30 protein-coding genes are annotated in these 26,984 nt (G+C 72.1%); 15 read left to right on the top strand and 15 right to left on the bottom strand.

The window, feature by feature from the left end; all coding sequences use genetic code 11:
* Positions 1–17 precede the first annotated feature (17 nt).
* Complete coding sequence (locus tag ABWI07_RS32340; protein ID WP_149264894.1) at positions 18–446, top strand: ATP-binding protein; 429 nt, start codon at positions 18–20, stop codon at positions 444–446.
* Positions 443–1,270: an RNA polymerase sigma factor SigF gene (locus tag ABWI07_RS32335; RefSeq protein ID WP_200842459.1), complete on the top strand. Its 828-nt coding sequence runs from the start codon at positions 443–445 to the stop codon at positions 1,268–1,270. Before ABWI07_RS32340 ends, ABWI07_RS32335 begins: the two co-directional genes overlap by 4 nt.
* Before the next feature lie 58 nt (positions 1,271–1,328).
* Here ABWI07_RS32335 and ABWI07_RS32330 read toward each other — a convergent pair whose 3' ends face one another.
* Complete coding sequence (locus ABWI07_RS32330) at positions 1,329–1,859, bottom strand: hypothetical protein (RefSeq protein WP_353820899.1); 531 nt, start codon at positions 1,857–1,859, stop codon at positions 1,329–1,331.
* Between the two features lie 89 nt (positions 1,860–1,948).
* Between ABWI07_RS32330 and ABWI07_RS32325 the strand changes: the two genes are divergently transcribed.
* Both ABWI07_RS32325 and ABWI07_RS32320 read left to right on the top strand, forming a co-directional pair.
* Complete coding sequence (locus tag ABWI07_RS32325) at positions 1,949–2,890, top strand: diacylglycerol/lipid kinase family protein (protein WP_149264895.1); 942 nt, start codon at positions 1,949–1,951, stop codon at positions 2,888–2,890.
* 290 nt (positions 2,891–3,180) lie between these two features.
* Positions 3,181–3,441, top strand: a complete 261-nt coding sequence (locus tag ABWI07_RS32320) for a WhiB family transcriptional regulator (RefSeq protein WP_149264896.1) — start codon at positions 3,181–3,183, stop codon at positions 3,439–3,441.
* A 185-nt stretch (positions 3,442–3,626) separates the two neighbouring features.
* Here the strand turns inward: ABWI07_RS32320 and ABWI07_RS32315 are convergent, their stop codons facing one another.
* Entirely contained in the window at positions 3,627–5,291 is a 1,665-nt protein-coding gene (locus ABWI07_RS32315) for a GAF domain-containing sensor histidine kinase (RefSeq protein WP_149264897.1), read from the bottom strand.
* A 68-nt stretch (positions 5,292–5,359) separates the two neighbouring features.
* Here ABWI07_RS32315 and ABWI07_RS32310 point away from each other — a divergent pair, with 68 nt between their 5' ends.
* Both ABWI07_RS32310 and ABWI07_RS32305 read left to right on the top strand, forming a co-directional pair.
* Entirely contained in the window at positions 5,360–6,532 is a 1,173-nt protein-coding gene (locus ABWI07_RS32310) for an 8-amino-7-oxononanoate synthase (protein ID WP_502912873.1), read from the top strand.
* 111 nt (positions 6,533–6,643) lie between these two features.
* Positions 6,644–7,372 carry a GntR family transcriptional regulator gene (locus tag ABWI07_RS32305; RefSeq protein WP_089314517.1) on the top strand — a complete coding sequence of 243 codons (729 nt, stop codon included), beginning with the start codon at positions 6,644–6,646 and terminating at the stop codon, positions 7,370–7,372.
* A gap of 16 nt (positions 7,373–7,388) precedes the next feature.
* Here the strand turns inward: ABWI07_RS32305 and bioB are convergent, their stop codons facing one another.
* Together bioB and bioD are read right to left on the bottom strand one after the other, a co-directional pair.
* Complete coding sequence (bioB, locus tag ABWI07_RS32300; protein WP_353820897.1) at positions 7,389–8,384, bottom strand: biotin synthase BioB; 996 nt, start codon at positions 8,382–8,384, stop codon at positions 7,389–7,391.
* Positions 8,381–9,112 carry a dethiobiotin synthase gene (gene bioD, locus ABWI07_RS32295; protein WP_149264900.1) on the bottom strand — a complete coding sequence of 244 codons (732 nt, stop codon included), beginning with the start codon at positions 9,110–9,112 and terminating at the stop codon, positions 8,381–8,383. The genes bioB and bioD overlap by 4 nt, the downstream gene beginning before the upstream one ends.
* A gap of 144 nt (positions 9,113–9,256) precedes the next feature.
* On the opposite strand from bioD, the gene ABWI07_RS32290 reads away from it, so the two are divergent.
* Together ABWI07_RS32290 and ABWI07_RS32285 are read left to right on the top strand one after the other, a co-directional pair.
* On the top strand, positions 9,257–10,009 hold the full coding sequence (locus ABWI07_RS32290; RefSeq protein WP_149264901.1) for a hypothetical protein: 753 nt from the start codon (positions 9,257–9,259) through the stop codon (positions 10,007–10,009).
* A complete protein-coding gene (locus tag ABWI07_RS32285) occupies positions 10,006–10,488 on the top strand; it encodes a GNAT family N-acetyltransferase (RefSeq protein ID WP_353820896.1) in 483 nt (160 codons plus the stop codon). The genes ABWI07_RS32290 and ABWI07_RS32285 overlap by 4 nt, the downstream gene beginning before the upstream one ends.
* Here the strand turns inward: ABWI07_RS32285 and bsaP are convergent.
* Positions 10,485–10,664, bottom strand: coding sequence for a biotin synthase auxiliary protein BsaP (gene bsaP / locus ABWI07_RS32280; protein ID WP_149264903.1), 180 nt, complete (start codon positions 10,662–10,664; stop codon positions 10,485–10,487). The genes ABWI07_RS32285 and bsaP overlap by 4 nt on opposite strands.
* A 33-nt stretch (positions 10,665–10,697) precedes the next feature.
* Positions 10,698–12,059, bottom strand: a complete 1,362-nt coding sequence (locus tag ABWI07_RS32275; RefSeq protein ID WP_353820894.1) for an acetyl-CoA carboxylase biotin carboxylase subunit — start codon at positions 12,057–12,059, stop codon at positions 10,698–10,700.
* A gap of 392 nt (positions 12,060–12,451) precedes the next feature.
* On the opposite strand from ABWI07_RS32275, the gene ABWI07_RS32270 reads away from it, so the two are divergent.
* Positions 12,452–13,405: a hypothetical protein gene (locus ABWI07_RS32270; protein WP_149264905.1), complete on the top strand. Its 954-nt coding sequence runs from the start codon at positions 12,452–12,454 to the stop codon at positions 13,403–13,405.
* Positions 13,402–13,836 carry a DoxX family protein gene (locus ABWI07_RS32265; RefSeq protein WP_353820893.1) on the top strand — a complete coding sequence of 145 codons (435 nt, stop codon included), beginning with the start codon at positions 13,402–13,404 and terminating at the stop codon, positions 13,834–13,836. The genes ABWI07_RS32270 and ABWI07_RS32265 overlap by 4 nt, the downstream gene beginning before the upstream one ends.
* 46 nt (positions 13,837–13,882) lie before the next feature.
* Here the strand turns inward: ABWI07_RS32265 and fusA are convergent, their stop codons facing one another.
* Positions 13,883–15,934, bottom strand: a complete 2,052-nt coding sequence (fusA, locus tag ABWI07_RS32260; protein ID WP_353820892.1) for an elongation factor G — start codon at positions 15,932–15,934, stop codon at positions 13,883–13,885.
* A 225-nt stretch (positions 15,935–16,159) separates the two neighbouring features.
* Here fusA and ABWI07_RS32255 point away from each other — a divergent pair, with 225 nt between their 5' ends.
* Entirely contained in the window at positions 16,160–16,918 is a 759-nt protein-coding gene (locus tag ABWI07_RS32255) for a DUF1932 domain-containing protein (protein ID WP_353820891.1), read from the top strand.
* 160 nt (positions 16,919–17,078) lie between these two features.
* Here the strand turns inward: ABWI07_RS32255 and ABWI07_RS32250 are convergent, their stop codons facing one another.
* The gene (locus ABWI07_RS32250; protein WP_353820890.1) at positions 17,079–18,140 is read right to left on the bottom strand and encodes an FUSC family protein; all 1,062 of its coding nucleotides are present in this window, start codon (positions 18,138–18,140) and stop codon (positions 17,079–17,081) included.
* Between the two features lie 197 nt (positions 18,141–18,337).
* On the opposite strand from ABWI07_RS32250, the gene ABWI07_RS32245 reads away from it, so the two are divergent.
* A complete protein-coding gene (locus ABWI07_RS32245; protein ID WP_149264909.1) occupies positions 18,338–19,027 on the top strand; it encodes a TetR/AcrR family transcriptional regulator in 690 nt (229 codons plus the stop codon).
* A gap of 27 nt (positions 19,028–19,054) precedes the next feature.
* Here the strand turns inward: ABWI07_RS32245 and ABWI07_RS32240 are convergent, their stop codons facing one another.
* The 6 genes from ABWI07_RS32240 to ABWI07_RS32215 form a co-directional block, all read right to left on the bottom strand.
* Positions 19,055–19,858, bottom strand: coding sequence for a VOC family protein (locus ABWI07_RS32240; RefSeq protein ID WP_149264910.1), 804 nt, complete (start codon positions 19,856–19,858; stop codon positions 19,055–19,057).
* A complete protein-coding gene (locus ABWI07_RS32235) occupies positions 19,858–20,670 on the bottom strand; it encodes a VOC family protein (protein ID WP_353820889.1) in 813 nt (270 codons plus the stop codon). The genes ABWI07_RS32240 and ABWI07_RS32235 overlap by 1 nt, the downstream gene beginning before the upstream one ends.
* A gap of 125 nt (positions 20,671–20,795) precedes the next feature.
* Positions 20,796–21,353 (bottom strand): hypothetical protein, encoded by a 558-nt coding sequence (locus ABWI07_RS32230; RefSeq protein ID WP_353820888.1) that lies wholly within the window; start codon positions 21,351–21,353, stop codon positions 20,796–20,798.
* 31 nt (positions 21,354–21,384) lie between these two features.
* Positions 21,385–22,641 carry an alpha/beta hydrolase gene (locus tag ABWI07_RS32225; protein WP_353820887.1) on the bottom strand — a complete coding sequence of 419 codons (1,257 nt, stop codon included), beginning with the start codon at positions 22,639–22,641 and terminating at the stop codon, positions 21,385–21,387.
* Between the two features lie 338 nt (positions 22,642–22,979).
* Positions 22,980–23,180 carry a hypothetical protein gene (locus tag ABWI07_RS32220; protein WP_149264913.1) on the bottom strand — a complete coding sequence of 67 codons (201 nt, stop codon included), beginning with the start codon at positions 23,178–23,180 and terminating at the stop codon, positions 22,980–22,982.
* The gene (locus ABWI07_RS32215; RefSeq protein WP_353820886.1) at positions 23,177–23,392 is read right to left on the bottom strand and encodes a hypothetical protein; all 216 of its coding nucleotides are present in this window, start codon (positions 23,390–23,392) and stop codon (positions 23,177–23,179) included. Before ABWI07_RS32215 ends, ABWI07_RS32220 begins: the two co-directional genes overlap by 4 nt.
* 500 nt (positions 23,393–23,892) lie before the next feature.
* Between ABWI07_RS32215 and ABWI07_RS32210 the strand changes: the two genes are divergently transcribed.
* The 3 genes from ABWI07_RS32210 (at position 23,893) to ABWI07_RS32200 (ending at position 25,925) form a co-directional block, all read left to right on the top strand.
* Complete coding sequence (locus tag ABWI07_RS32210; protein WP_353820885.1) at positions 23,893–24,690, top strand: helix-turn-helix domain-containing protein; 798 nt, start codon at positions 23,893–23,895, stop codon at positions 24,688–24,690.
* Positions 24,687–25,010 (top strand): DUF397 domain-containing protein, encoded by a 324-nt coding sequence (locus ABWI07_RS32205; protein WP_149264916.1) that lies wholly within the window; start codon positions 24,687–24,689, stop codon positions 25,008–25,010. Before ABWI07_RS32210 ends, ABWI07_RS32205 begins: the two co-directional genes overlap by 4 nt.
* 363 nt (positions 25,011–25,373) lie before the next feature.
* Positions 25,374–25,925 carry a hypothetical protein gene (locus tag ABWI07_RS32200; protein ID WP_149264917.1) on the top strand — a complete coding sequence of 184 codons (552 nt, stop codon included), beginning with the start codon at positions 25,374–25,376 and terminating at the stop codon, positions 25,923–25,925.
* Positions 25,926–26,018: 93 nt separating this feature from the next.
* Here ABWI07_RS32200 and ABWI07_RS32195 read toward each other — a convergent pair whose 3' ends face one another.
* Positions 26,019–26,957, bottom strand: coding sequence for a helix-turn-helix domain-containing protein (locus ABWI07_RS32195; protein WP_353820883.1), 939 nt, complete (start codon positions 26,955–26,957; stop codon positions 26,019–26,021).
* Between the last annotated feature and the right edge of the window lie 27 nt (positions 26,958–26,984).

Raw genomic sequence — 26,984 nt, 5'->3', positions numbered from 1 at the left:
TCCTGCGAGGGAGTGACGTGACCGAGGAAACCGCTGCAATGCCGACCAGTACGAAGTTGTCCGTCCGTGACGTGGTCACGGTGAAGCTGCCTGCCGCGAGTGCCTACCTGTCCGTGCTGCGGACCGCCACCGCGGGTCTGGCGGCCAGGTTGGACTTCACGCTGGACGAGATAGAAGACCTGCGCATCGCCGTTGACGAGGCGTGCGCGATGCTGCTCGCCCAGGCCGTGCCCGGCACCGACCTGACGTGCGAGTTCGAGCTGACGGGAGACGCCATGCGCATCTCCGTTTCGGTCCTGACGGTGGACGGCGAGGAGCCGAGCCGCGACACGTTCGCCTGGACGGTCCTGTCGTCCCTGGCGGGCGAGGTGGACGCCCGGGTGGGCGCCGACGACCGGGTCATCGTGACGCTGCAGAAGCGGCGCGGTGCGGCGGGGGCGCCGTGACGGAGAAGACGACGACGGAGCAGACCGCGGTCGCCGGTGCGGCGACCGAGCGGACGGAGAGCGCCGTACCCGACCGGGCCCGGGCGCGCGCGCTGTTCGAGCGTCTCGCCGAGCTGCCGGAGGGCGACCCGGAGCGCCAGCGCATCCGCGACCAGCTCGTGGAGCTGCATCTGCCGCTGGTGGAGTATCTCGCCCGGCGCTTCCGCAACCGCGGCGAGTGGCTGGACGACCTGATCCAGGTCGCCACGATCGGGTTGATCAAGTCGATCGACCGGTTCGACCTGGAACGCGGGGTGGAGTTCTCCACCTATGCCACGCCGACGATCGTCGGTGAGATCAAGCGGCACTTCCGCGACAAGGGCTGGGCGGTGCGGGTGCCGCGGCGGCTCCAGGAGCTGAAGCTGTCGCTGACGAAGGCGATCAGCGATCTCGCGCAGCGGGAGGGCCGGGCCCCGACCGTCAGCGAGCTGGCCGCGCACCTGCAGATGAGCGAGGAGGAGGTGCTGGAGGGCCTGGAGTCGGCGAACGCCTACTCCACGGTGTCCCTCGACGCCCCCGACTCCGGCGACGAGGACGCCCCCGCGGTGGCCGACTCGCTCGGCATGGTGGACGAGTCGCTGGAGGGCGTGGAGTACCGCGAGTCCCTCAAGCCGCTGCTGGAGAAGCTCCCGGCGCGGGAGAAGAAGATCCTGCTGCTGCGCTTCTTCGGCAACATGACGCAGTCGCAGATCGCCGCCGAGCTGGGGATCTCCCAGATGCACGTGTCCCGGCTGCTGGCCCGGACCCTCGCACAGCTCCGCGAGGGCCTGACGGCCGACGAGTAGCGCGTGATGAGCCGAAAGGGCCCCGAGGACGGTTCCTCAGGGCCCTTTCGGCGTCCGGTCAGCTCTTGGTGTTCTTGGTGGGCTGCTCGTTGAGGCGGTCTTTGAGGCGCTGTCCGAGGGAGCGCGGCTCCGTGCTCGGCGGGGCGCCGCCCGTCTTCGCGGGTTCGGCGTCCTCCCGCGGCTCCTCGTCGCCGTCGTCGCCGTCCTCGTCGTGGTCTTCGATGAGCCAGGCGGTGGTCGGCGGGCTCAGGACGGCGATCAGCGCGAGGACCGCGACCACGCCGAGCGGGATCGCGATCGCGGGCTGGTCGCTCTGCCACAGCGACCACGCGACCGGCAGGGCGAACAGCTGGGTCAGCACCGAGGGGGCGCGGCTCCACTGGGCGGCGCGCAGCAGCCCGCGGGCGCAGCCGAGCATGCCGAGGCCGCCGGCGAGGGCGAGGACGGTGACTCCGATCCCGCTGGCCGGGTCGACGGCGGCGCCGGCGGCGGTCTCTACTCCGGTGAAGACGCCGAACCCGACGGCGGCGGCGCCCTCCACGGCCTCGAGGGCGGCGGCGGCCTGCACGGTGAAGGGACGCTTGGTCACATCCCGAAACACTACTCGCCCGGTGCCGCGGCTCGTCCTCAGGGGAAACCGCGGGCGAACGGGTCCGGAACGATCGATACCCTGACGCCGTGCGCGCCATGCTCATCGCCAACCCCAAGGCGACCTCCACCTCCCGGCGGGCCCGCGGCATCCTCATGCGGGCCTTCACCGGAGACCTCGACCTCGTCCTGGCCGAGACGGGCCACCGCGGCCACGCGACCGAGCTGGCCCGGCAGGCGGCGGTCGAGGGCTACGACGTCGTGATCGCCCTGGGCGGGGACGGCACGGTGAACGAGGCCGTCAACGGCGTGCTCGCGGAGGGGCCGTCCCCCGACCTTCCGGCGCTCGCGGTGCTCCCGTGCGGGAGCGCGAACGTCTTCGCCCGCGCGCTGGGCCTGCCGAACGACCCGATCGGCGCGACGCGCGCCGTCCTGGAGGCGCTGCGGGCGGGCCGGCACCGGACGGTGGGGCTCGGCGCGGCGAGCCATCCCGGCGCCCCCGAGCGCTACTTCACGTTCTGCGCCGGGGTGGGGCTGGACGCGGAGGTCGTCCGGGAGGTGGAGCGGCGGCGCGCGGCCGGCTTCCGGGCCGACCCGTCGCTGTACGCGCGGACCGCGATACGGCATTTCTTCTCCGGCACAGATCGGCGCCGTCCGGCGCTCACTTTGGAACGGCCCGGACGGCCACCGAAATCGGGGCTGTTCCTGGCGTTCATCTCCAATACGTCCCCGTGGACTTTCATGGGGAGGCTGCCGATGAATCCGAGTCCGAAGGCGAACTTCGCGCGCGGCCTGGACGTGTTCGGGATGCGTTCCCTGGAACTCGGCCCGACGCTGGGGGCGCTGGCCCAGATGCTGACCACGCGCTCGCATCCCATTCAGGGGCGGCACGTGCTGAACCTGCACGATGAGGCCGAGGTCACACTGCGCGCGGACCGGCCCGTGGCGTTCCAGCTGGACGGCGACTACCTCGGCGAACACCGGACGGTCACGTTCCGCTCCGTCCCGAAAGCGATACGCATCGTGATTTGAGGGCGGGCGGCCCCGCCGTGAGAGCCGCGTAACACGCCCGACCGATGGGTGTGACACATGCGACACCCATACTTTGAGAATCCTTTCTCAAAGGTCTTGCGTCTGCCCGCACCCGCCTGAAACGCTCAAAGTGCGCCTGCTGACAGGGACCCCAACGCCGCTGGTCACCTGCTCGCGGCGCCGCCGAACAACGACCCTGGATCTGGCCATCGCCACCCCGGGCGTCCGCAACATGTGAACCCGTTCACAAACGTGGAGTTACTCCACCACCCGACGAAGGAGTGGACCGCATGGACTGGCGCCACCGCGCAGCCTGCCGTGACGTGGACCCCGAGCTCTTCTTCCCCATCGGCAACACCGGCCCCGCGATCCTGCAGATCGAGGAGGCCAAGCAGGTGTGCCGCCGCTGCGACGTCAGCGACGCCTGCCTGCGCTGGGCCCTGGAGTCCGGCCAGGAGTCGGGCGTCTGGGGCGGCATGGGCGAAGACGAGCGCCGCGCGCTGCGCCGCAGGGCGCGTGTTAATCGCAGCGCCCTTAGCGTCAGGCGCTAGAGCGCCTTCCTTGCGGGCACTGCTGCGATCGCTGGCATCGCTCCGGCTCGCCTAGCGGCTCGCTGCGCGATCAGTTTCTTGCTTCGCTCGAAACTGGCTTCGCACGCGATCGCACACCTTCAGGTTTTTGACGGCTGAGGCGCCGGCTGCTCGCAGTGCGCACGGACCAGAGTCAACGGCCGTGATCAGGGGCGGCTCGGGCGGTGGTGGTCTAGGGGGATGTCTACTACCACCTCGGTGCCTCCGCCTTCTCTTGGGCGGAAGTCCAGGTGGCCGCCCAGTTCGCCGACGATGAGGGTGCGGACGATCTGGAGGCCGAGGCTGTCGCTGCTCTCCATGTCGAAGTCGGGGGGCAGGCCGACGCCGTCGTCCGCGACGACCGTGACCAGGCGGCGGCCGGACGGGGGCTCGGCCTCGCCTCCCGGGGTCCGGGGCTCGTTCGCGCCGGGAGCGGTCCACTCGCCCCAGACGGAGACGCCGCCCGGATCGCGGGAGACCTCGCCCTCTCCGTAGCGGTGCGCGACGACCTCCAGGGTTCCGAACCGGTTCGCCAGGCCGTGCTCCAGGGCGTTCTGCAGCAGTTCGGTGAGCGCCATCGCCAGCGGCGTCGCGACCTCGGCGGGCAGGACGCCGAAGCTGCCGGTCCGCTTGGGCGTGACCTTCGTCTCCGGGGTGGACACCTCCCCCGCCATCGTGATGACCCGGTCGGCGATGTCGTCGAAGTCGATCAGCTCGTCGGGGGTGTGCGACAGCGTCTCGTGCACGATCGCGATCGATCCGACGCGCCGGACGGCCTCGTCCAGTGCGGCCCGGCCCTCCGGGATCCGCAGCCGCCGCGCCTGGAGCCGCAGCAGCGCCGCGACCGTCTGCAGGTTGTTCTTCACCCGGTGGTGGATCTCCCGGATGGTGGCGTCCTTGGTCATCAGCTCGCGGTCGCGCCAGCGCAGCTCGGTCACGTCCCGGCACAGCACGATCGCGCCGATCCGGGTCCCGCCGACGACGAGCGGGATGGTCCGCAGCTGCATGATCGACCCGCGCGACTCGACCTCGACCTCGCGGGGCGCGCGGCCGGACAGCACGACGCTCAGCGCCTCCTCCATCGGCTCGCCGGTGTCGCACAGGTCCGCGGTGATCTGCCCGAGCGCCTCGCCGACCAGGTCGGTGGGATAGCCGAGCCGCCGGTACGCCGACTGGGCGTTCGGGCTGGCGTAGGTGACCTTGCCGGAGCGGTCCAGCCGCATGAGGCCGTCGCCGACGCGCGGCGAGCGGACCATGTTCGGCTCCTCGCCCGGTACCGGGAACCGGCCCTCGGAGATCATCGTGGCGAGGTCGCTGGCGCTCTGCAGGTAGGTCAGCTCCAGCCGGGACGGGGTGCGCGCCGAGCTCAGGTTCGTGCTGCGCTGGATCACCCCGAGGATCTTGGCGCCGCGGCGCACCGGGATCGACTCCTCCCGGACGGGGATGCCGCTGCCCCACTCCGGGTCGCCCTCGCGGACGATCCGGCGCTCCCGCCACGCCACGTCGATCAGCCCGCGCCGCCCGGTCCGGACGACCTTGCCGACCAGGTCCTCGGGGTAGGCGGTCGGGCCCGTCGTCGGCCGCATCTGCGCGATCGCGACCCAGCCGGGGACGGCCGCGCCGGTGTCGAGCGCGCCCGCCCTGCCCCGGCCCGCGCGGGACGGCCCGTCGGCGGGCAGCGCGTCCGCCGACCGCAGCGGCACCCACAGCAGCAGGTCCGCGAACGACAGGTCGGCCAGCAGCTGCCAGTCCGAGACCAGTGCGTGGAGCCACTCCAGATCGGTGTCGGTGAGGTCGGTGTGGTCGCGGACCAGATCGGTCAAGGTAGGCACACCACCATCATCGCCGATGGTTTTCGGTGTCGGGGCAGGTGGTCCCGCCTCCGGGGCCACCTGGCAGGATGCCCGGCATGACCGCAGGACGAGACCCTCTCGCGCGGCTCCGGGACGCGGCCGGGCGGCGCGCCGCCGCCGGGCTGCGCCGGACGCTGCGCCCCCGCCGGGACGGGCTCACCGACCTGGCCTCCAACGACTACCTCGGGCTGTCCGGCGACCCGCGGCTCGTCGAGGGCGCCGTCGCCGCGGCGCGCGAGTGGGGCACCGGCTCCACCGGCTCGCGCCTGGTCACCGGGACGACGGAGCTGCACGCCGAGCTGGACCGGCGGCTCGCCGCGTTCACCGGCAGCGCCGCCGGCCTGGTGTTCTCCTCCGGCTTCCTCGCCAACCTCGGCGCCGTCACCGCGCTCGCCGGGCCCGACACGCTCGTGGTGTCCGACCAGGTCAACCACGCCTCGATCGTGGACGCGTGCCGGCTGTCGCGGTCCCGCGTCGTGATCGTCCCGCACCGGGACGCCGCCGCGGTCGAGCAGGCCCTCGCCGAGCGCGAGGAGGACCACGCCCTCGTCGTCACGGACGCGGTGTTCTCCGTGGACGGCGACCTGGCGCCGCTGGGCGCGCTGCACGCCGCCGTCCGGGCGCACGGCGCGCTGCTGGTGATCGACGAGGCGCACGCGCTCGGCGTCGTCGGCGACGGGGGCCGGGGCGCCGCGCACGCCGCCGGCCTCGCGGGCGAACCGGACGTCGTCCTCACCCTCACGCTGTCGAAGTCCCTGGCGTCGCAGGGCGGGGCGGTCCTCGGCGCCCCGGAGGTGATCGACGCCCTGGTGGACACCGGGCGGTCGTTCATCTTCGACACCGGCCTGAACCCGCCGGCCGTGGGCGCCGCCCTCGCCGCGCTGGACGTGCTCGCGTCCGACCCCGGGCTGCCGGGCCGAGCCCGCGAACGGGCCGTCGCGATCTCAAACCTGGCGGCCGGTTCCGGCCTGGAAACGGCCGAGCCCGCGGCCGCCGTGGTCCCGGTGTTCCTGGGCGAGCCGCGGGCCGCGCTGCGGGCCGCCGAGATCTGCGCTGAGCACGGCCTCCGCGTCGGCTGCTTCCGTCCGCCGTCGGTCCCGAAGGGGCGCGCGTGCCTGCGCCTCACCGCACGCGCCACGCTGGACGAGTCCGACCTCACACGATTGCGGGCGGCCCTGGCGGAAACGGCATCCTCTACCGGCCGTAGTCTTCACCCATAACATCGGGGAAACCGGTGATGAACGTGAGGAGATGCCGTGACGGAGGTCAGGGGCGGGCCCCGGCACGGGGGCGGGTTCGAGCACGGCTTCGACCGGGTCTCGCTCGGCGACATCGGTAAGCGCCACCCCAACCAGGCGCCCCGGATCCCGAAGTACTACAAGCTCAAGGAGCTGCTGGTCGAGCTGATCCAGTCGCTTCCGGCGGGCAGCCCGCTGCCGCCCGAGCGGACCCTCGCCGAGAAGTACGAGACGTCCCGCACCACCGTGCGGCAGGCCCTCGCCGAACTCGTCGTCGAGGGGCGCCTCCAGCGCATCCAGGGCAAGGGCACCTTCGTCGCCAAGCCGAAGGTCGCCCAGGAGCTCCAGCTCGTCAGCTACACCGAGGACATGCGGCACCACGGGCTGCGCCCCGAGACCCGCATCCTGGAGGCCGGCTACGTCAGCGCCGACGAGCGCCTCGCCACCCTCCTGTGCATCCGCCCGGGCGGCCGGGTGCTGCGGATCCACCGCCTCCGGCTGGCCGACGGCGAGCCGATGTCGATCGACACCTCCCACCTCCCGGCCCGCCGGTTCCCCGGCCTGCGCCGCGAGCTGCCCCGCCACCACTCCCTGTACGAGACGCTCGCCACCGCCTACGACGTCCACCTGACCGAGGCGGAGGAGACGATCGAGACCGTCCTCGCGACCCCGCACGACGCCCAGCTCCTGGGGGTGGACGTCGGCCTCCCGATGCTGCTGCTCTCCCGGCACGCGTTCGACACGACGGGCCAGCCGGTCGAGTGGGCGCAGTCCCTGTACCGGGGCGACCGGTACAAGTTCATCACCCGCCTGAGCCGCTGACCCGCCGCGCGGCGCGTCAGAGCGTCTTGCCGAGGGCCTTGATCGGCATCTGGAGCTCGGTGAGCAGGTCCAGGTCCTGCTGCGCCGGACGGCCCAGCGTGGTGAGGTAGTTGCCGACGATGACGGCGTTGATGCCGCCGAGCATGCCCTCACGGGTGCCGAGGTCGCCGAGGGTGAGCTCGCGGCCCCCGGCGTAGCGCAGGATGGTGCGGGGCAGGGCGAGCCGGAACGCGGCGATCGTCTTCAGCGCCTCGGTGCCCTCGACCAGCGGGTAGTCGGCGAACGGGGTGCCGGGGCGCGGCGCGAGGAAGTTCAGCGGGACCTCGTCGGGCTCCAGCTCCGCGAGCTGCCCGGCGAACTCGGCGCGCTGCTCGACGCTCTCCCCCATGCCGACGATGCCGCCGCAGCAGACCTCCATCCCGGCGTCCTTGACCATGCGGAGGGTCTCCCAGCGCTCCTCCCACGAGTGCGTGGTGACCACGTTCGGGAAGTGGGAGCGGGCCGTCTCCAGGTTGTGGTTGTAACGGTGGACGCCCATCGCGGCCAGTTCGTCCACCTGCTCCTGGGTGAGCATGCCGAGCGAGCACGCGATGTTGATCTCGACGGCGTCGTTGATGGCCTTGACGCCCTCGCGGACCTGCGACATCAGCCGCTCGTCCGGGCCGCGCACGGCGGCCACGATGCAGAACTCGGTGGCGCCCGTCCCGGCGGTCTCCTTCGCCGCCTCGACCAGCTCGGGGATGTTCAGCCACACCGACCGGACGGGCGACTCGAACTTGCCGGACTGCGAGCAGAAGTGGCAGTCCTCCGGGCAGCCGCCGGTCTTCAGCGAGACGATCCCCTCCACCTCGACCTCCGGCCCGCACCACCGCATCCGGACGTCGTGGGCGAGCGCGAGGAGGTCCTGCAGCCGGTCGTCCGGCAGGTTCAGCACCTCCAGGACCTGCTGCTCCGACAGGCCTCGGCCCTCGTCCAGTACCTGGCGGCGCGCGATGTCGAGGATGTCCGTCACGTGTTCTCCTTGTCGAGGCCGTAGGCGGCGCGGAAGGCGGCGGCGTCGAACGCGCCGCCGAACGTGGGGGCCAGGCCGCGGTGCGCGGCCACGAGGAACTCCGCCGGGTCCAGGGCGCCGGCGCCGGCGGGCAGGGCCCCCGACAGCGGGCGGGCCGCGATGGTCTCCAGGTCGCGGATGTTGCTGCGCATGGCGAGGTCGGGCTCGTCCGGCCACGCGCCGATCACCACCCCGGCGAGCTGCACCCCGCGGTGCGCCATCGCCTCCAGGGTGAGCGCCGTGTGGTTGAGCGTGCCGAGGTCCGGCCGGGCGACCACCACGACTGCGGCGCCGAGCCAGCGCGCGAGGTCGGCGATCGTGGAGCCCTCGTCGTCGTAGCGGACGAGCAGGCCGCCCGCCCCCTCGACCAGCACCAGCCGCCGGTCGGCCGCCAGCTCCCGGACGCACTCGGCGACGTCCGGCATCCGCACGGGCGGCATCCCGGCGCGGCGGGCCGCCGCGGCCGGGGACAGCGGGTCGGGGAACCGCGCGCACTCGTGCACGTCGTCGATCCCGGCGAGCCTGCGGACCTCGGCGAGGTCGCCGGGCTCCCCGCCGCCGACGCCGGTCTGGCCGGGCTTGACGACGGCGACCGACGCGCCGCGCGCGGCGGCGAGCGCCGCCAGCGCCGCGGTGACGACGGTCTTCCCCACGCCCGTGCAGGTCCCGGTCACAACGAGCACACTCACAGTTCGGCACACTAGCGAAGGCGCGGATCCGGCCCGTGGCCGGACCCCACAGACTTCCGGCGGAAATTCTTGTATCGGACGGAACCGGGGCGGGCCGCCGAGCGTCCAACCGTCATGGCCGGTCCGTACACACGCTCCCGCCGGGTGCCGGCACTCGCCTGCGCGGCCCTGACCGCCTGCACCGCGCTGGCCGCCTGCGGCGACGACTCCGGCACCACCGGGCCCTCGCCGTCCTCCCCCGCACCCTCCACGTCATCGTCCCCCGCGGGCGACACCCCCGCAGGCGAGAGGCTCGTCCTGCGCTGGCGCAAGACCGGCGGCATCGCCGGTCTCGGCGGCCCTGGAAGCCTCCCCGACTTCTCCCTCTACTCCACGGGCGTCGCGGTGGCCCCGGCCCAGGGCGTGCCGACCGAGTACCGCCTGAAGCCCGACGCGCTGCGGCGCCTCCTCGACGAGGCCCGCGCCGCCGGTCTCGGCCGCTCGCACACGGTCGGCGCCGGCAACGTCGCGGACGCGATCACGGTCGTCGTCACGATGGACGGCGCGACGACCCGGATCGTCCAGCCCGAGTCGCAGGCGGGCCCGGAGGCGCGGTTCCTGAAGCGGCTCGACCCCGCCGCCTGGCCCGCGTCCGACCTGGCTGGGGCGCCAAAGCCCTACAAACCGGAGAAGACCGCCGTCCTCGCCGGGCCCCCGGCGGGAGGCGCCGTCAAGACGTGGCCGCTGGAACCGCTGGGCAAGGGCGTCCAGGTGGCCGGGGCGGTCTGCACCGAGGCCCCTACCGGTAAGGTCCCGGCCATGGCCCCGGACACCGCGTGGCGCAGCGGCGGCCAGACCTACTCCGTCCGCCTGCGCCCCCTTCTCCCCGACGAGTCCTCCTGCCAGGACGTCAAGTGATCGTGCGCACGGCGCGCCCGGACGAGTACGACCTCGTCGGCGAGCTGACCGTGGAGGTCTACGTGCGCGGCGGCCTGGTCAGCCCGTCCTCCACGTACGTTCCGAAGCTGCGGAACGCCGCCGACCGCGCGGCGAGAGCCGTACTGCTCGTGGCAGAGGACGCCGGGGAGATCGCCGGGGCCGTCGCCTACTGCCCGCCCGACAGCCCCTACGCGGAGCTGGCCGGACCGGACGAGGCCGAGATCCGCATGCTCGCCGTCCTGGAGAAGGCCCGGGGCAAGGGCGCGGGCCGCGCCATGGTGCGCGCCTGCGTCGAGCGCGCCCGCACGGCCGGTCTGGCGGGCCTGCGCCTGTCGACGCAGCGCAACATGGAGTCCGCCCAGCGCATGTACGAGAAAATGGGCTTCGTCCGCACTCCAGACCGCGACTGGACCCCGGTCCCCGGCCTCGAACTCCTCACCTACGCCCTGGCGTTCTAGGAGGCGGGGGCGAGGGGGCCGTGCTGGGAGCAGCGGGCCGTCCAGCCCGTCGGGGTCACCTGGACGATCAGGCGGCGGCGGCAGTGGGCGCAGTAGCGGGGCGGTTCCATCCGGCGGGCGGTCCGGCAGGTGGCGTGGTCGCCCTCGGCGGGCTCGCCGCAGCGGTCGCAGTACACGGCGTCACTCTACGACGGGCGCCGGGGCGGTGCTCAGGGGGCCTGCGGGCGGCGCATGCGCACCACGAGCCCGGTGTCGTAGGTGCCGTCCGCGAACTCGGGGCGGTCGAGCACCTCGCGCAGGAAGGGCAGGTTCGTCGGCGGGCCCTCGATGCGGAGCGCGTCGAGGGCGGCGCGGGCGCGGGCCAGCGCGTGGCGGCGGTCGTCGCCGTGGACGCACAGCTTGGCCAGCAGCGGGTCGTAGTGGCGGGTGACCGTGGTGCCCTCGGCGTACCCGGCGTCGATGCGGATGCCGTCCCCGACGGGCTCCTCCCACACCGTGATCTTGCCGGTGCCGGACAGGAAGCGGTGCGGGTCCTCCGCGTGGACGCCGAACTCGATGGCGTGGCCGCGCGGGGAGGCGGCGCTGAACGATGTGGCGCCGAACGAGGCCGGCTCCCCGGCGGCGATGAGGAACTGCTGCTCGACGAGGTCGATGCCGGTGACCATCTCGGTCAGCGGGTGCTCGACCTGGAGGCGGGGGTCCATCTCCAGGAAGTGGAAGGCCTGCGCGGCGGGGTCGACCAGGAACTCGACGGTGCCCGCGCCCCGGTAGTCCACGGCCTCGCCCGCGCGGACGGCGGCGGCCAGCATCCGCTCGCGCAGCGCCGGGCCGACGGCGGGGGACGGGGACTCCTCCACGACCTTCTGGTAGCGGCGCTGGACGGAGCAGTCGCGCTCGCCCAGCGCCACCACGGTGCCGTTGGCGAGGCCGAGGATCTGCACCTCGACGTGCCGGGCGCCCTCCACGTACCGCTCCAGCAGGATGTCGCCCCGGCCGAAGAGCCGCTCGGCGGCGGCGCGGGCCTCCTCGTAGGCCTTGCGCAGCGACGCCTCGTCGTAGGCCGCCGCCAGGCCGATGCCGCCGCCGCCCGCGGCGGGCTTCACCATGACCGGGTAGCCGATGCGCTCGGCCTCCTCGACCGCCGTGGCCGCGTCCGGGACCGGCTCCCAGACCCCCGGCGCGACGGGGACGCCCGCCTCCTTCATCAGGTTCCGGGCGTTGATCTTGTCGCCCGTCCGGGCGATGGCGAGCGGCGGGGGGCCGACCCAGACCAGGCCGCGCTCGGCGACCCGCCGGGCGAACGCGGGGCTGGCGGAGAGGAACCCGTAGCCCGGGTGGACGGCCTGCGCGTTCGTCCGGTGCGCGGCCTCCAGGATCGCGGCGGCGTTCAGGTAGCTGCCGGACGGCTCGGCGGGCCCGATCAGGACGGCCTCGTCCGCCTCGGCGACGAAGGGCAACCCCTCGTCGGCCGCGGAGTACACCGCGATGGCCTTGAGCCCCATCGCGCGGGCGGTGTGCACGATCCGGCCTGCGATCTCGCCGCGGTTCGCCACGAGCACCGACTCGAACACCTGCGTACTCCTCCTCATGGACGGCGGGGCCCGGCACCCCGCCCCGGCTGAGACTAGTGGGGCCGGGGGCCCCGCGTGCGGGCGTCGGCCCACATGCCCGGGTTCGCGGGTTCCACACCCGCGCGGCGCGCCTCGGCGGAAGGGTCGGCAAGGGTATCGGCGAAATCGCCGGTCTCCATTCCGGCCGCCCGGCGAAATCACAGCTCATCACGCCGGCCGTCGCGGTTGTGTCCCGGCACAATTGACTTCACCTGTGGCGGAGTTCACTGTGTGGGCGTCGCGGACGGCCTTTCCCGCAAGGACGCGGAATCCCTTTCCTCACCGGTCGGCCGCCGCATGCAGAAAAGTGCGCCGGAGTTCCCGCCCGGCGCGGCTCCCCAAGGAGGACCCCCTTGTCCCGAAGAACGCTGCTCGCGCTTCTCGGCGCGTTCGCGCTGCTCGCCGGCGCCGTGCTGCCCGCCACAATGCAGCCCGCCACCGCGCAGGCCGCGCCGGCCGAGCCGGTCGCGCAGGCCCAGACCGTCACCCTCCGGTACGGCCCCTACACCATTCCCAAAGCGGCGAACGGCGAGCACGGCGAACTGCCGAACCAGATCGCCGTGGACGTGGCGAAACCGTGCGAGAGCTGCTTCGTCACGGGGTTCAAGCCGAATCTCGTCTACGCCGACGGAAGCAACGCCAACATCAACACCGGGCCGATGCTGCACCACGCGGTCATCTTCAATTCGGCGGCGTGGGACACCGTCTGCGGCGGGTCGCGGCGCGTCCTCGCGTCCGGCAACGAGCGGATGGAGAGCGTCTTCCCCGCCGGCTACGGGTTCCGGATGGCCCCGCTCGACCGCTGGACGCTCCTCGCCGACCTGATGAACCACGCGCACGAGGAGAAGACCGTCTACGTCCAGTTCACCTTCACCTACCAGCCGGTGCTCGGCTCGCACATCAGGCCGGTGATCCCGCTGTGGCTGGACGCGGGCGGCTGCCTCGACTCCACCTGGGACGTCCCGGCCGGGCAGCAGAGCGAGAAGTCCAGGACGTGGCGCTCCACCGTGTCGGGCGACCTCGTCCACATCCGCGGGCACCTGCACCACGGCGGTGTCGCCGTGCAGACCGAGGACGTCACGACCGGGCGCCTGTTCTGCCGCAGCGAGGCGGAGGAGGGCGGCACGCCGGAGTTCATCGACCACCACGGCATGACCGAGGTGTCGAACATGCCGTCGTGCAGCGGCTCGCCCATCGGCCGGATCAACTTCGGCGACACCTTGAAGATCACCGCGTCCTACAAGGCGTCCGACGAGGGCTTCTCGGACGTCATGGGGATCATGCACGGCTGGGTGACCGAAGGATGATCCCCGTGGACCGACTGGCCGAACCCGTGCTCGCGCTGTTCCGCGCCGTCGTGGGCCTGCTGTTCCTGTGCCACGGCGCGGCGTCGCTGTTCGGGGTGCTCGGCGGCAACCGGGGCAGCGGCCACGCGGTCGAGTTCGCCGCCTGGCCGGGCTGGTGGGCCGCGCTCATCCAGCTCGTCTGCGGCGCGCTGGTCCTGGCCGGGCTTCTCACCCGGCCCGCGGCCGTCCTCGCGTCCGGTTCGATGGCTTACGCGTACTTCACCGTCCACCAGCCGCACGCGCTGCTGCCGCTGCGCAACGGCGGCGAGAGCGCGACGATGTTCTGCTGGGCGTTCCTGCTGATCGCGGTGCTCGGGCCGGGCGCCTGGGCGCTGGACGCGGTGCTGGCGAACCGCCGCCGCGAACCGGCGGCGGTCCCGTCCCGCTCCTGAAACCGCGCGGGAAAGGGGGCCCGGCGAGAGCCGGGCCCCCTTCACGTCAGCCCGAGACCAGGGTCCGGGCGACCGCGGCGGGGACCTCCGCGTAGGAGGCGAACCGCATGGTGAACACGCCGCGGCCCGACGTCATGCCGCGCAGATCCCCGACGTAGCCGAACATCTCCGACAGCGGGACGAGGGCCTGCACGATCCGGGCGCCGGCGCGCTCCCCCGTCCCCTCGATCCGGCCGCGACGGGCGTTGAGGTCGCCGATCACCGCGCCGAGGTGCTCCTCGGGGGCGGTGACCTCCACGGTCATCACCGGTTCGAGCAGCACCGGGGACGCGCGCCGCACCGCCTCCCCGAACGCCAGCGAACCGGCGATCTTGAAGGCGAGCTCGGACGAGTCGACGGGATGGTAGTCGCCGTCCAGCAGCGTGACCCGCACGCCCGTCAGCTCGTACCCGGCTAGGACGCCGGAGCTCATCGCCTCCTGGCAGCCCGCGTCCACCGACGGGATGAACTCCTTCGGGATCCGCCCGCCGGTGACCCGGTTGACGAACTCGTACCCGTCCTCGATGGGCTCGACGGAGATCTGCACCTTCGCGTACTGGCCCTTGCCTCCCGTCTGCTTGCGGTGGGTGAGGTCGACCCGCTCCACCGCCGTGCGGATCGTCTCGCGGTAGGCCACGCGCGGCCTGCCGACGCCCGCGTCGACGTGGAACTCCTCCTTCATGCGGTCGATGAGGATCTCCAGGTGGAGTTCGCCCATGCCGCCGATGACGGTCTGCCCCTCCTCGTCGTGGACCTGGAACGACGGGTCCTCCTCCGAGAGCCGGTGGATGGCGGCGCTCAGCTTCTCCCGGTCGGCCTTGGACCGCGGCTCGATCGCGACCTCGATGACCGGGGCCGGGAAGTCCATGGACTCCAGGACCACCGGGCGCGCGTCGTCGCAGAGCGTCTCGCCGGTGGTGGTCTGCTTCAGCCCCATCACCGCGACGATGTCGCCCGCGCCCGCCGACGCGATCTCCTCGCGCGTGTCGGCGTGCATGCGGTAGATCCTGCCGATCCGCTCCTTGCGCTCCTTCACGCTGTTGAGCACGCTCGCGCCCGCCGCCAGCCGCCCGGTGTAGATCCGGACGAAGGTGAGCGGGCCAAGATACCGGTCAGTCATGATCTTGAACGCGAGCGCGGAGAGCGGGGTCTCCGCCAGCGCGTCCCCGATCTCCGGCGGCGCGACGTCGAGCGGCGACGGCAGGTACCGCACCACCGCGTCCAGGAGGGGCTCGACGCCCTTGTTCCGGAACGCGCTGCCGCACAGCACCGGGGTGGCCTCGAAGGCGACCGTGAGACGGCGGATCGCCGCGTGCAGCTGCTCCGGCGACGGCTCCGTACCGCCCACGTACAGCTCCATGACCTCCTCGTCGCGCTCGGCGACCGTCTCGACGAGCCTGCCGCGCCATCGCCGGACGTCCTCGGCCATGCCGGACGGGACGTCCACGACGGCGTGCCGGCCCTCCGGCCAGACGTGCGCCCGCCCGGAGACGAGGTCGACGACGCCCGCGAACCCGGCCTCGGCGCCGATCGGCAACTGCACGACCAGCGGAACGGTGCCGAGCCGCTCGCGGATCATCTCCACGCAGCGCGCGAAGTCGGCGCCGGTGCGGTCGAGCTTGTTGACGAAGCAGATCCGCGGCACGCCGTAGCGGTCGGCCTGGCGCCACACCGTCTCCGACTGGGACTCGACGCCCGCGACGCCGTCGAACACGGCCACGGCGCCGTCGAGCACGCGCAGGCACCGTTCGACCTCGATCGTGAAGTCGACGTGGCCCGGCGTGTCGATCAGGTTGATCGTGTGCTCGCCGGCGGCGCCGCCCGCGGCGTCCTCGACGGTCCAGCGGCAGGTCGTCGCCGCGGAGGTGATGGTGATGCCCCGGTCGCGCTCCTGTTTGGTGAAGTCCAGCGCGGTGTTGCCGTCGTGCACCTCGCCGATCCGGTGCGACACACCGGTGTAGAAGAGGATCCGCTCGGCGGTCGTCGTCTTGCCGGCGTCGATGTGCGCCATGATCCCGATGTTGCGGACCTTGGTGAGAGCAAGGGCTGTGATTGTCATCGGGAATCCTCCTGTCCTCTCTGATGACGACCGCCGCCGGACAAGATCGTGCCGCGCGGCCTGCCGACCGTAACCGCCGCGGGAGCGCGGGCGCGAAGGGTTTTCCGGCGGGGGGGCGCGGCCGCCGAGTCGACCAGGGACGATCCGAGATTGTCGCCAATTTCCGCACCAACTAGGGTGGCGGCTTACGGGACCCGCTCGGCTCCCGGACGCGGAGGTGGGCGCATGACGGTGATCGCCGTACTCGGGCTCGGTGAGGCGGGCGGCGCGATCGCGCGGGACCTCGTGGCGGCGGGGGCGGTGGTGCGCGGCTACGACCCGGCCGTCCCGGCGTCCGGCGGGATCGTCCAGGCCGGGAGCGAGGCCGACGCCGCCGCCGGGGCCGGTCTCGTGCTGAGCGTCAACAGCGCGCATGACGCGGTCCCCGCCCTCAAGGCGGGGATCGGCGCCGCGCGGAACGCCGTGTGGGCCGACCTGAACACCGGGTCGCCCGGCCTGAAGCGGGAGCTGGACGCGCTCGCGCGGCGCGGCGGCGTCCGGTTCGCCGACGTGGCGATCATGGCGCCGGTGCCGGGCCGCGGGCTGCGCACGCCGATGCTGGCCTGCGCGGAGGGCGCCGGGGACGTGGCCGCCGTCCTCACCCCGCTCGGCGCCGGGATCGAGGTGATGGACGCGGAGGCGGGTGCCGCGGCCGGGCGCAAGCTGCTGCGCAGCGTGTTCTTCAAGGGGCTGGCCGGGTCGGTGGTGGAGGCTCTGGAGGCCGCGCGGGCGGCGGGCTGCGAGGACTGGCTGCGCGCGAACATCGTCGCGGAGCTCGCGGCGGCGGGCGAGCACACCGTTGACCGGCTCGTCTCCGGGACGTACCGGCACGCCGCCCGCCGCGCCGCCGAGATGGACGCCGCCGCGGCCATGCTGGACGAGCTCGACGTCCCGCCGGCGATGGCCACCGCGAGCCGCGACCTGCTGCGGCGCCTGTCCGGGTGACCGGCGCGCGGGTCCGGCGCGTCGCCGGGAGGGCGCGGGCGCCGGGTCCCAGGGGCGCCGGGTCCCAGGGGCGCCGGGTGCTGGGGGCGGCGGGAGCTAGGGGCGGCGGGAGCTAGGGGCGGCGGGAGCTAGGGGCGGCGGGAGCTAGGGGCGGCGGGAGCTAGGGGCGGCGGGCGCGGAGGTCGTCGAGCAGCAGGCGGCTGAGCCGCAGCAGCTCCTTCTGCGGGTCCCAGAGGCCGGGGGCGTCGGTCCGCGAGCCGAGGTAGGGCCGCTCCAGCTCGCGCAGCTTGTCGTCGGCCTCCGCGAGCACCGCGTCGTCCGGCATCTCGGGGAGCTCCCAGACGAGGTCGCCGAGCGTGCGGAGCGCCTCCGCGTACAGGCGCCGGAACTTCGAGCCGGGGACCAGCTCGTCGTCGGCGTCCCCCAGCCGGCGCAGCGTCGCGGCGATCGACCGGGTGTAGGCGGTCGCGTGGTCGAGCGTCGTCATGAGCTGCGGCGCCGCCCACTGCCCGGGAACGTCGCGCCAGCGCACCCGGTAGCCGAGCAGCTTCGCGCGCGGGTTGGCGCGCAGGCTCGCCGCGCCCTGGTCCACCGCGTACCGCGCCTGCTCCTGGACGTTCGCCAGCCGCGACTCGCGCTCCTCCCACAGCGAGCGCCACTCGGCGGGCTCGACGACCTCCTCGGCGAGCGTCCCGAGGGCGTCCGCGAGGGCCTCCCGCAGCTCGCGGACCGCGTACTCGCCGCGGCGGAGGTACAGCGGCGGGAAGACCACCGCGTTCATGCCGAGGCCCACCACGAGCCCGGTCGCCACGTCGGCGAGGCGCGGCAGCGTGTAGGAGACGACCTCGTGCCCGCCCAGGAGCAGCACGAACAGCGCCGTGAACGGGACCTGTGACGACTGCTCGCCCAGCCGCCGCCATCCCGACGCCATCATGGCGAGGACGAGGACGGCGGCGATGCCCGCGATGTTCGGGCCGACGAGCAGCCCGACGGGGATCGCGAGCGCCGCGCCGATCACGAACCCGCTCCCGTACGCCAGGCTCTCCCGCACGGACCGTACGACCGTCGGGTACACCCCGAGCAGCGCGGCCAGGGGCGCGAAGTACGGTTGCGACTGGCCGATCCCGTACTTGGCGATCACCCACGCCACGACCGCCGCGAGGACGGCCTTGAGGGTCAGCTTCGCCCGCTCGCTCCAGTACCGGCGCCCCGCGAAGGGCATCAGATGCCCTCGAATCCCTCCAAATCGCACCGGGTCGCGGTTCCCGCCATCCGCGCTTCGAATCACCGCCGAGGCGGACGGCACGGCGGGGGCGCCGCCGACCCCGGCCGTCCCGGTGAGTGGGACGACCGGGGGGTGATGTGTGACACAAGACTGCGTTGCGGGAAAATGCGGTCCGAACGGACGGAGGGAGCCACGTGGCGGGCAGGCGCGCGACACCGACCGGCAGGTACGGCGGCCGGACGGCGGCCGAGCGGCGCGCGGAGCGGCGCCGCCGGTTCCTCGACGCCGGGCTGGAGATGTTCGGCCGCGGCCCCGGCTACCGCGGCACCACGGTGGCGGCGCTCAGCGAGGCGGCCGGGCTGTCCACCCGCCAGTTCTACGAGGAGTTCAGCACGCTGGAGGACCTCCTCGCCGAACTGCACCTGGAGGTCAACGACGCGGCCGAGCGGGACGTGGTCGCCGCGCTGCCGTCCGTGGAGGGGCTCCGGCTCGCCGAGCGCACGGCCCACCTGTTCCGCGCCTACGCCGCCGCCATCACCGGCGACCGGGCCCGCATCCGGATCGCGTTCGTCGAGATCATCGGGGTCAGCCCCCGGATGGACCGGCAGCGGCTGACCCGCCGCGCCCGCTGGGTCGACTTCATCTGCGCCGAGGCGGCCGCCGCCGCCGAGCGCGGCGAGATCGCCGACCGGGACTACCGGATCGCCGCGACCGCCTTCATCGGCAGCATCAACGGCCTCCTGCACGACTGGAGCGCCGGCTGGGTCGACGCCACCCTCGACGAGGTCATCGACGAACTCGTCCTGATGCTTCTCGGCCGCCTCCACTCCGGCGAAGCCCTGCCCGCGCCCGGCTCCCTCGGTCCCGAGCCCCTCGGCCCCTGACCGCCCGCCGTCAGGCGCAAGCGGCCGTCAGGGGCGCAGGCGCTCGAACTGGAAGTCCACCGTGGGGGCGAAGAGGGCCACGCAGGCGCCGGTCGGGTCGCTGAGGATGGCGAAGCGGCCGACCTTGATGTCGGTCGGCGGGATGTGGACGCGGGCGCCCAGTCCGGCGGCCCTGGCCGCGGACGCGTCGCAGTCGGAGACGCAGAAGTACGGGATCCAGCGCGCGGGGCGGTCGGGCGGCCACTGCTCGTCGATCGAGACCATGCCCGCCACCGACGAATCGCCGACCTTCCACTGCGTGTAGGGAGAGTCGTAGAAGTCGCGCTCGACGGGCCTCCAGCCGAAGACCTCCCCGTAGAAGCGTTGCGCGCCCTCGGGGTCGTGGCAGGCCAGCTCCATCCAGCACATCGCGGACGGCTCGTCCACGACCCCCGCCCCCTTGAGGTTGTGGGGGGTCCATAGGGCGAAGTCGGCGCCCTCGGGGTCGGAGCACACGGCCATCCGTCCGAGATCGGCGACCTGGGTGGGCTCCACGACCTCCAGGCCCCCCGCGTCGCGCACGGCGGCGACGGTGGCCTCGATGTCGTCGCTGCGGAAGTAGCACGTCCACGACCCGCGCTCGGACTCGTCCAGGAGCGTCTGCATACCGGCGGTCTCGGGGCCCTGCACGTCGCCCAGGGTGAAGATCTCGTAGTCGCCGATGTCGGTGGTCAGCGTGTAGGAGTACCAGCCGAACAGCCCCCGGTAGAACCGCCTGGACACCTCCGGGTTCGGGCTCGCGAGCTCGGCCCACGACGGGGAGCCGGGGGCGATCCCGTTCGTCTCGGGCATCAGATCACCTCAGCATCGCCCGACCCGTACGGCTCGCTGCGCGAGCCGGCCACCGGGGTGAGGACGGCCAGGCGCGCCCCGCACGGGTCGGTCATGACGGCGAAGCGCCCGGGCTTGATGTCGATCGGCGGCACGTGGACGACCGCCCCCAGCTCGGCCGCCCGCGCGGCGGTGGCGTCGCAGTCGGAGACCCAGAAGTAGGGGATCCAGTGGGGGTCGAAGTCGGCCGGCCACCACTCCTCCAGCGGCACCATGCCCGCCACGGACCAGTCGCCGACCTTCCAGTTGGTGTACTCGGGCGCGTAGTAGGAGCGGTCGACGGCCTTCCAGCCGAAGACCTCCCCGTAGAAGCGGCGGGCGCCATCGATGTCGCGGCTCGCCAGCTCCGTCCAGCACATCGCGGACGGCTCGTCCCTGACGCCCGCGCCCTCGAAGTCGTACGGGGTCCACAGGGCGAAGTCGGCGCCCTCGGGGTCGGCGCAGTGGGCCATCCGCCCGAGGTTGGCCATGTCGGTGGGCTCGCTCAGCTCGCGCCCGCCCATGGCGCGCACGGTGTCGAGAGTGGCCTGGATGTCGTCGGTCCGGAAATAGCACGTCCACTCCGGGGCCATCGTGTCGTCCGCGAGCTGGTGCATCCCGGCGACCTCCGGACCCTGGACGTCGCCGAGGGTGAAGATCTGGTAGTCGGCGAGGGAACCGGTCAGGGTGTAGAGGTACCAGCCGAACAGCTCCCTGTAGAACCGCTCGGACTCGCGGACGTCCGGGGTGGCCAGCTCGGCCCAAGTGGGGAATCCGGGGGCGTATGCGGTCACCTCAGGCATAGCAATCCCTTCGAAGCACGCATGTCCCCCACGCTAGGGACGGATGGGCAATCCCCAGGGACAAAAAGGTTCAAGTCGCCACAATGTTCGCGAATCGCCCGACGCTCGGAACGGCTTCAGATGCTCTCGACGGTCTGGAGCAGCCCCCACACGAAGTGCGCCACGTAGGCGGTGCCGTCCGGGCGCGCGAGCGTCGCGTGCCAGCGGCTCGGGACCTCGCCGTCCTGGTGCGCGACCGCGCCGAAGCGCTCGTCCACGTCGCCGACGACGCAGGACCAGGGGACGAGGTCGTCGAGGGTCTCCAGCGGCGGGACGGGGACGCCGTCGTCCCGGACGAGCCACTCCTGCATGACGGTGCCGTCCGGGCCCATCATGATCTCGAAGCGCAGGCCGGGCCACAGGGCGAGCGGCGGCCACCACGCCACCTCGCAGGCGACGTCGCCGATCGGGCGCTCCTCGACGGCGGCGGGCGGGCCGAGGACGGCTTCGTAGCGGCGGCGGCCGCGCGGGAACGTCCGGGACCGCAGGATGCGCTGCCATCTGGCGTTGACCTCGCGCATCTCGGTGCGGGACGCGCCGAGCGAGCGCATCGCGTCCTCGACCAGGCCCGGCTGGTAGTCGGCCATCCGGCGCAGCAGGACGAGCTGGAACTCCCGCCGGGCGAACCCCTTCACGGCGCGGCTCCCGGGACCGCCGGGCGGGCGGTCAGGACTTGCGGGCGCCGATGGACTTGGCGATGGTCGGCCAGCTGCGGGACAGCTCGACGCGCCAGTACTTCCAGTTGTGCATGCCGGGCCCGTACAGGTGGGAGGTGACCGGCACGCCCGCCTTCTGCGCGGCGGCGACGAAGTTGTCGTTCATCGTGCCGGCGAGCTGCTCGCCGATCCGCCCCGCGTCGTGGGGCGGCGTGTCGGGGTTGTCGTAGGGGCCGGGCTGCCCGTTGCCGGACGACACGTAGACGCCGATGCCCTTCAGCTTGGACACCATGACGGTCGCGTCGTGCGCCCGCCAGTTCGCCCGCGCGGTGATCGGGTCGCCCCAGATGGCGGTGCCCGCGTCGCGGTTCATGGACGTCAGGATGACCGGCATGCCGGGCGCGGTGATGTTGAGGGCGCCGCTGTAGGAGGCGGCGTACTTGAACATGCGGTGCCGCTCGGCGTAGGTGATGGCGCCCTGCCCGCCGGACGACAGGCCGATCGCGGCGCGCATCGACCCGGCGTGGAAGTTGCGCTCCATCAGCGGGATGACCTCGCCGATGTGGAACGTCTCCCACTCGGGGATGCCGCCCTTCCCGCCGTTGTACCAGTTGGTGTAGGACCCGTTCCAGCCGCCCTCGGGCATCACGACCATCGCGTCGTACGGACCGATGATCTGCTCGATGTTGGAGTCCTTGGTCCAGGACGTGTAGTTGTTGTTGCCGCCGTGGTAGGCGTACACGACCGGCCACGTCTTGGTGGCGCCGGCCTTCCAGCCCTTCGGGACCATGACGCGGGTCTTCACCTCGGCGCCCAGCGCCGGGGAGGCGATCGAGACGTCGAAGATCCGCGAGTTGATCTTCGTCACGCGCGTGATGGCGGCCCCGTCGGGCGCCTTGGCGTACTTGCCCGACGCGGCACCGGACGGCATCTGCGGCTTCTTGCCGTGGTTGCCGCTGTTGCTGTCGGGGTCGTTGGGGCTCGGCGACGTCCCGCCGGTACCGAACGGGTTGCTGTTCAGCGGGATGCTCGGCAGCTTCGACGTGCCCGGCGACTTCTTCGGGGACGCGCTCGTCGTCCCGTCGGTGACCGCGGGCTGCGTCGGGGGGCCGAACGAGGGGATCGGCTTGGAGTTCCCGCTGGCCTCCGACCTGCTCTTCGGAACCCCCACGCCGGCCTGCGCGAGGCCGACCATGACGGTGGGCAGCAGTACGGCCGCCGCCGCGGTGCCCGCGATGGCGATCTTCCTGTCGGTACGCTTCTTCATGACTCCCCAGCCGCTCGGGCCACGCCCGGCCCGACGCTCCGCTCGCCCGACGAAACTACTGTCCCCGCCGTCACAGCCGCAAGTATTGGCAGCGAATGCAATAAAGGCGAGATGATCCGTGACGCTGCGCTACGAACCCCGCCCGACTTCCCAGGCCAGATGGCCTGAGCGCGCCGTAAGCCGAAGCCCGGAACCCGGTACGGTTCGACCTCCACGCGACTCCACGTGATGTGCGTCTCCTCGCAGAGGATATTTCGCGTCCAGTACACCTTGCAGTGCAGTTCCGAAAAATGGACGCGCAGCGCCGGGCCGGACGGCACCAAGGCGGCGCCGGGGGCTCATCGGCCTGCTATCTCCAGGAGCCGCTGGCGGAGGACGTGGCCGTCGGTGGCCCGGATGAACAGGTCGTCGCCCCTCACCGCCATCCAGATGGGCCGCTCCGGGTCGGCGACGATGCCGAACGCCGGGAACTCGCGTCTCAGCGCGGCGAGGTAGGCGGCCGTCTCGTTCCGCCGGGCCCGGTCGTCGGCGCGCCTCATCCCGGGGCTCCCAGGTAGCCCTTGATGAACACCAGGGCGTCGGTGATGCGCTCGCACTCGGCGATGGGCTGCCGCCAGGACGTGAAGTACCAGTAACGGCCCTCGTCCTCGGCGCGCGGCCGGCAGGTGATCGTGTCGCCGGACGCTCCCCTGGCTCCGCAGCCGCTTCGCCCGGTGGACGTCATGTTGCGGACGACCAGACCTCCGGCCACGTGGTGGACCGTGAACCCGTGCGCCCTGAGATGCATCCCCAGGACTTGCAGACGCACGTACGACTCGACGGCCGGTGACTCGTGCTCTGGAGCGTTCACGGTCGCCCCCGCAGCAACTCCGCTAGCGCGATTCGCTCCAATAGGCGTGTCTGGGCGTCGCAGAGCAACCACAGTTCACCCTCGTCCCGCGCTTGGACCTCCCCTATGCATCCGTTCAGGAGCTGGTAGGGGGTCAGCTCGGCATGCCGCCGCGCGACCAGTCCGTCCCGCGAGAATTCGGGACACCAATCAGACATTAAGGGTATTAGCCCGGCCGCAAAGCCATTCGATTCCGACGAGCTGGACATCTCGAAACCTCCCCGCCAGTTTTCGCGTCGAAAACACTTGCGACCAGACTCACAGGGCAGGTAAAAGTGCGGTAGTGACCCCGCAGCACCCCCGCTCAACTCCAACTGAGATCAACTCAACCCACCCCCCGATTAACCCTCCGGAGGCTTCTCGTGAGCGACAATCGAGCCCGCATCTTCTTCGGCAACGAACTCCGTCGCATGCGTGAGCAGGCAGGCCTGACAGGCAAGCAACTAGCGGATGCGCTCGGGTGCACCCCGCAGTGGATCAGCACCATGGAGAGCGGGCGCAAGGTCTCCGAGCAGAGCGCCCACGACCTCGACACATACTTCGAGACGGGCGGGCTTTACCACCGATTGTGGAAGCTTGCCATTGACATCGAGATCGAGCCCGTACTCCCTGCGGGGTTCGCCGAGTACAGCGAGCGCGAGCAGAGAGCCGACTCGATTCGCATCTACAACGCGCTCCTGCTTAGCGGCCTATTTCAGACCGAGGGCTACGCTCGCTCAGTGTTTCGCGATGTCGACCAGGTCATAGCAGAGGACCTGATCTGCAAACGACTGGAACGACAGGAGATCGTAGCCAGAGAGAACCCGCCCCGGATCTGGCTCACTCTCGATGAGAGCGTGCTGCGCCGGGAGATCGGAAATCGAGAAATAACGCGAGACCAGTTCGCCTATCTCCTGGAATGCAGCCACCGCCCCAATGTCATGATTAATATCGTTCCCTTGAGCGCGGGCTATCATGCTGGACTCGCGGGAAGCTTCACCATCCTCGGCTTCAACGATGGCACGAATATCGCTTACACCGAGTCAGCAGGTGAGGGGATGCTTTTCGAGAACCCCACTCGGGTGACGAGCTATGTCGTACGGTACGAGTTACTGAAGGCTTACGCTCTTCCACTAAAGGAGTCGCGAGCCTTGATATCAACAGTGCTGGAGGGCCTATGAGCGACGAAACATCCGTCCAGTGGCGCAAGAGCAGCCGTAGCGCTCATGAGGGTGGCGAGTGCGTTGAGGTGGCCAGCCTTTGGCGCAAGAGCAGCCACAGTGGGCACGAGGGCGGCGACTGCATCGAGGTGGCCGGCTTCTGGCATAAGAGCAGCTACAGCGACCACCAAGGCGGCGAGTGCGTTGAGGTGGCGGACCTGTCGCCTGTGGTCGGGGTGCGGGACTCCAAGGATCCGGAGGGGCCGAAGTTGACGTTCAGCGTCGCCGCCTGGGCCGCGTTCACCCGGGCGGTCAAGAGCAGCGAGCACGACCTGGCCTGACGCCCCCGCCTCACCACGAGCCCTCGGTTCCCACCGTGCCGGGGGCTCGTTCGTCTGTCGGCACTTGCACGGCGGGGCGTCGAAGTTCGGGTGGTTGGCGCGTTCGTCCGGTTGTGGTCAGGTCGCCACGAGCGGTGACCGGTCGACATGCCTTCCAACTGGGCTGTCGCGACGTGAGCGGGTCGCCGTGCTGTCGGCGCCGGGGTGTCGGCGGGGGAACTTCCGAAACGGTTCGGATCGGCTCGGAACCGATCCGTCGCCACGCGCATCACAAAAGCCGAGAAAGGCGCGAAGGCACCGGCAGTCCCTTGCTGCGTGCGGTGTCTCGCGTGCTCCCCCCATTTCGAGGCATGGAGGATTTACATGCGGCGTGTCGCAACCGTGACCGTCCTCTCCGGCGCCCTGGCCGCCGGGTTCCTGGCCGTCGGCCCGGCCGCGCAGGCGCAGACCAAGCCGTCCGACAAGCTGGGCAAGGAGGTGACCACGACCAGCCAGGGCGCGCTGTCCAAGAAGGACCTCATCGCCGAGGCCCGGGCCGCGGGCAAGCCGATGACCGCCAAGGAGACCGCCTCCATCCAGGCGGCCCAGCGCTGCGGGTACTACCAGCGCACCCGCGGCCGGAAGGCGTCCAACGGCCGCTGGATCATCGCGGTGACCAACCGGCTCACCTGGTGCTGGGACGGCCGCCACGTCAACTCCTACCGGGCCAACTTCAAGGCCTACACCTACAACAAGACCAAGTGGAGGTGGCGCGGCTGGGTTCGGGCGAAGGCCACCCACGCCGGCAACTGGAGTTACGCGACGTCCTACGCTCAGGGCGCGTTCTACTACACGGGCAACGGCAAGACCTACAAGCCGTACGTCAACATCCGCGGCTACTACAACGGCCGCTACCGCTGGCAGGCCGGCGGCTGAGCCGAGCCCACCGCAGCACGGCCCCAATAGGGGCGCATGAAGCCTTCGGCGGCCGGGGTGAACGCACCCCGGCCGCCGGAGGCCTTTTTTCTGTCAGCGGTCCAGGTGGTGGGTGTAGAGGGCGCCGGCCTGGAAGCGGGTGCGGGCGCCCAGGCGGTCGCAGAGGTCGCGGACGCGGCGCTGGACGGTGCGGGTGCTGATGGAGAGGCGGCGGGCGATGGCCTCGTCGGTGAGGCCCGCGGCGAGGAGGGCGAGGACGGCGTCATCCGGGGCGTCCGCGCCGGGGAGCGGGAGGGCGGAGCGCCACAGGGCCTCGAAGAGGGAGACCAGGGCGTCCAGCAGGGCGGACGGGTGGACGATCAGGGAGCTGTCGACCGAGCTGGCGTGCTCGGAGGTGAGCGGCAGCATGGCGGTGCGGCGGTCGGCCACGGCGAGCTTGATGGGGACGGCGCCGAGGCGGGCCTGCTCGCCGGACGCGACGGCGCGCCGGACGTGGTCCAGGGCGTGGGGCTCGTCGAGCGCCTCGGGCCCGTAGATGCCGCGCACCGTGATGCCGCGGCGCATGTTGCGCTCCTGCTCGTCGCTCGAGACGGCGGCGTCGGTCGCGAACGGCGGCTGGACGAGGACGAGCAGCTCGTCGCGGGCGCCGTTCAGGAGTTGCAGGTAGCGGCGGGCCACGGCGGCCCGGCCGCTGACGACCTCGACGAGCTCCTCCGGGTGCGGGGCGGCCTCGGCCAGGAGGGGGCCGATGGCGGCGCGGCTGCGGGCGATCTCCTCCTGGCGGCTTGCGACGAGGGCCTCGACCGCGACATGGGGCGGGGTGGCGAGGAGGCGGAGCGGGCGCCCGGCCAGGCGGGTGACGAGCCCGAGGTCCTCAAGGCGCGGCAGGAGGCGGCGCAGGGCCGCGACGGACGCGCCGTGGCGCGCCGCGAGGTCGGCGAGGGTCGACGGGCCCTCCCGCAGCAGGGCTCGGTACGCCGCCTCCTCGGCGGCGCTCACCCCGAGTCCCTCCAGGAGTGGCAAATCGGACACGTCCTAAACCTACGGGTTCCTGGCCCG

The organism is Actinomadura sp. NPDC000600 (assembly GCF_040492135.1).
GTDB lineage: Bacteria > Actinomycetota > Actinomycetes > Streptosporangiales > Streptosporangiaceae > Spirillospora.
The sequence above is the reverse complement of the archived record's forward strand: the minus strand, read 5'-3'. Positions and strand labels throughout refer to the sequence as shown.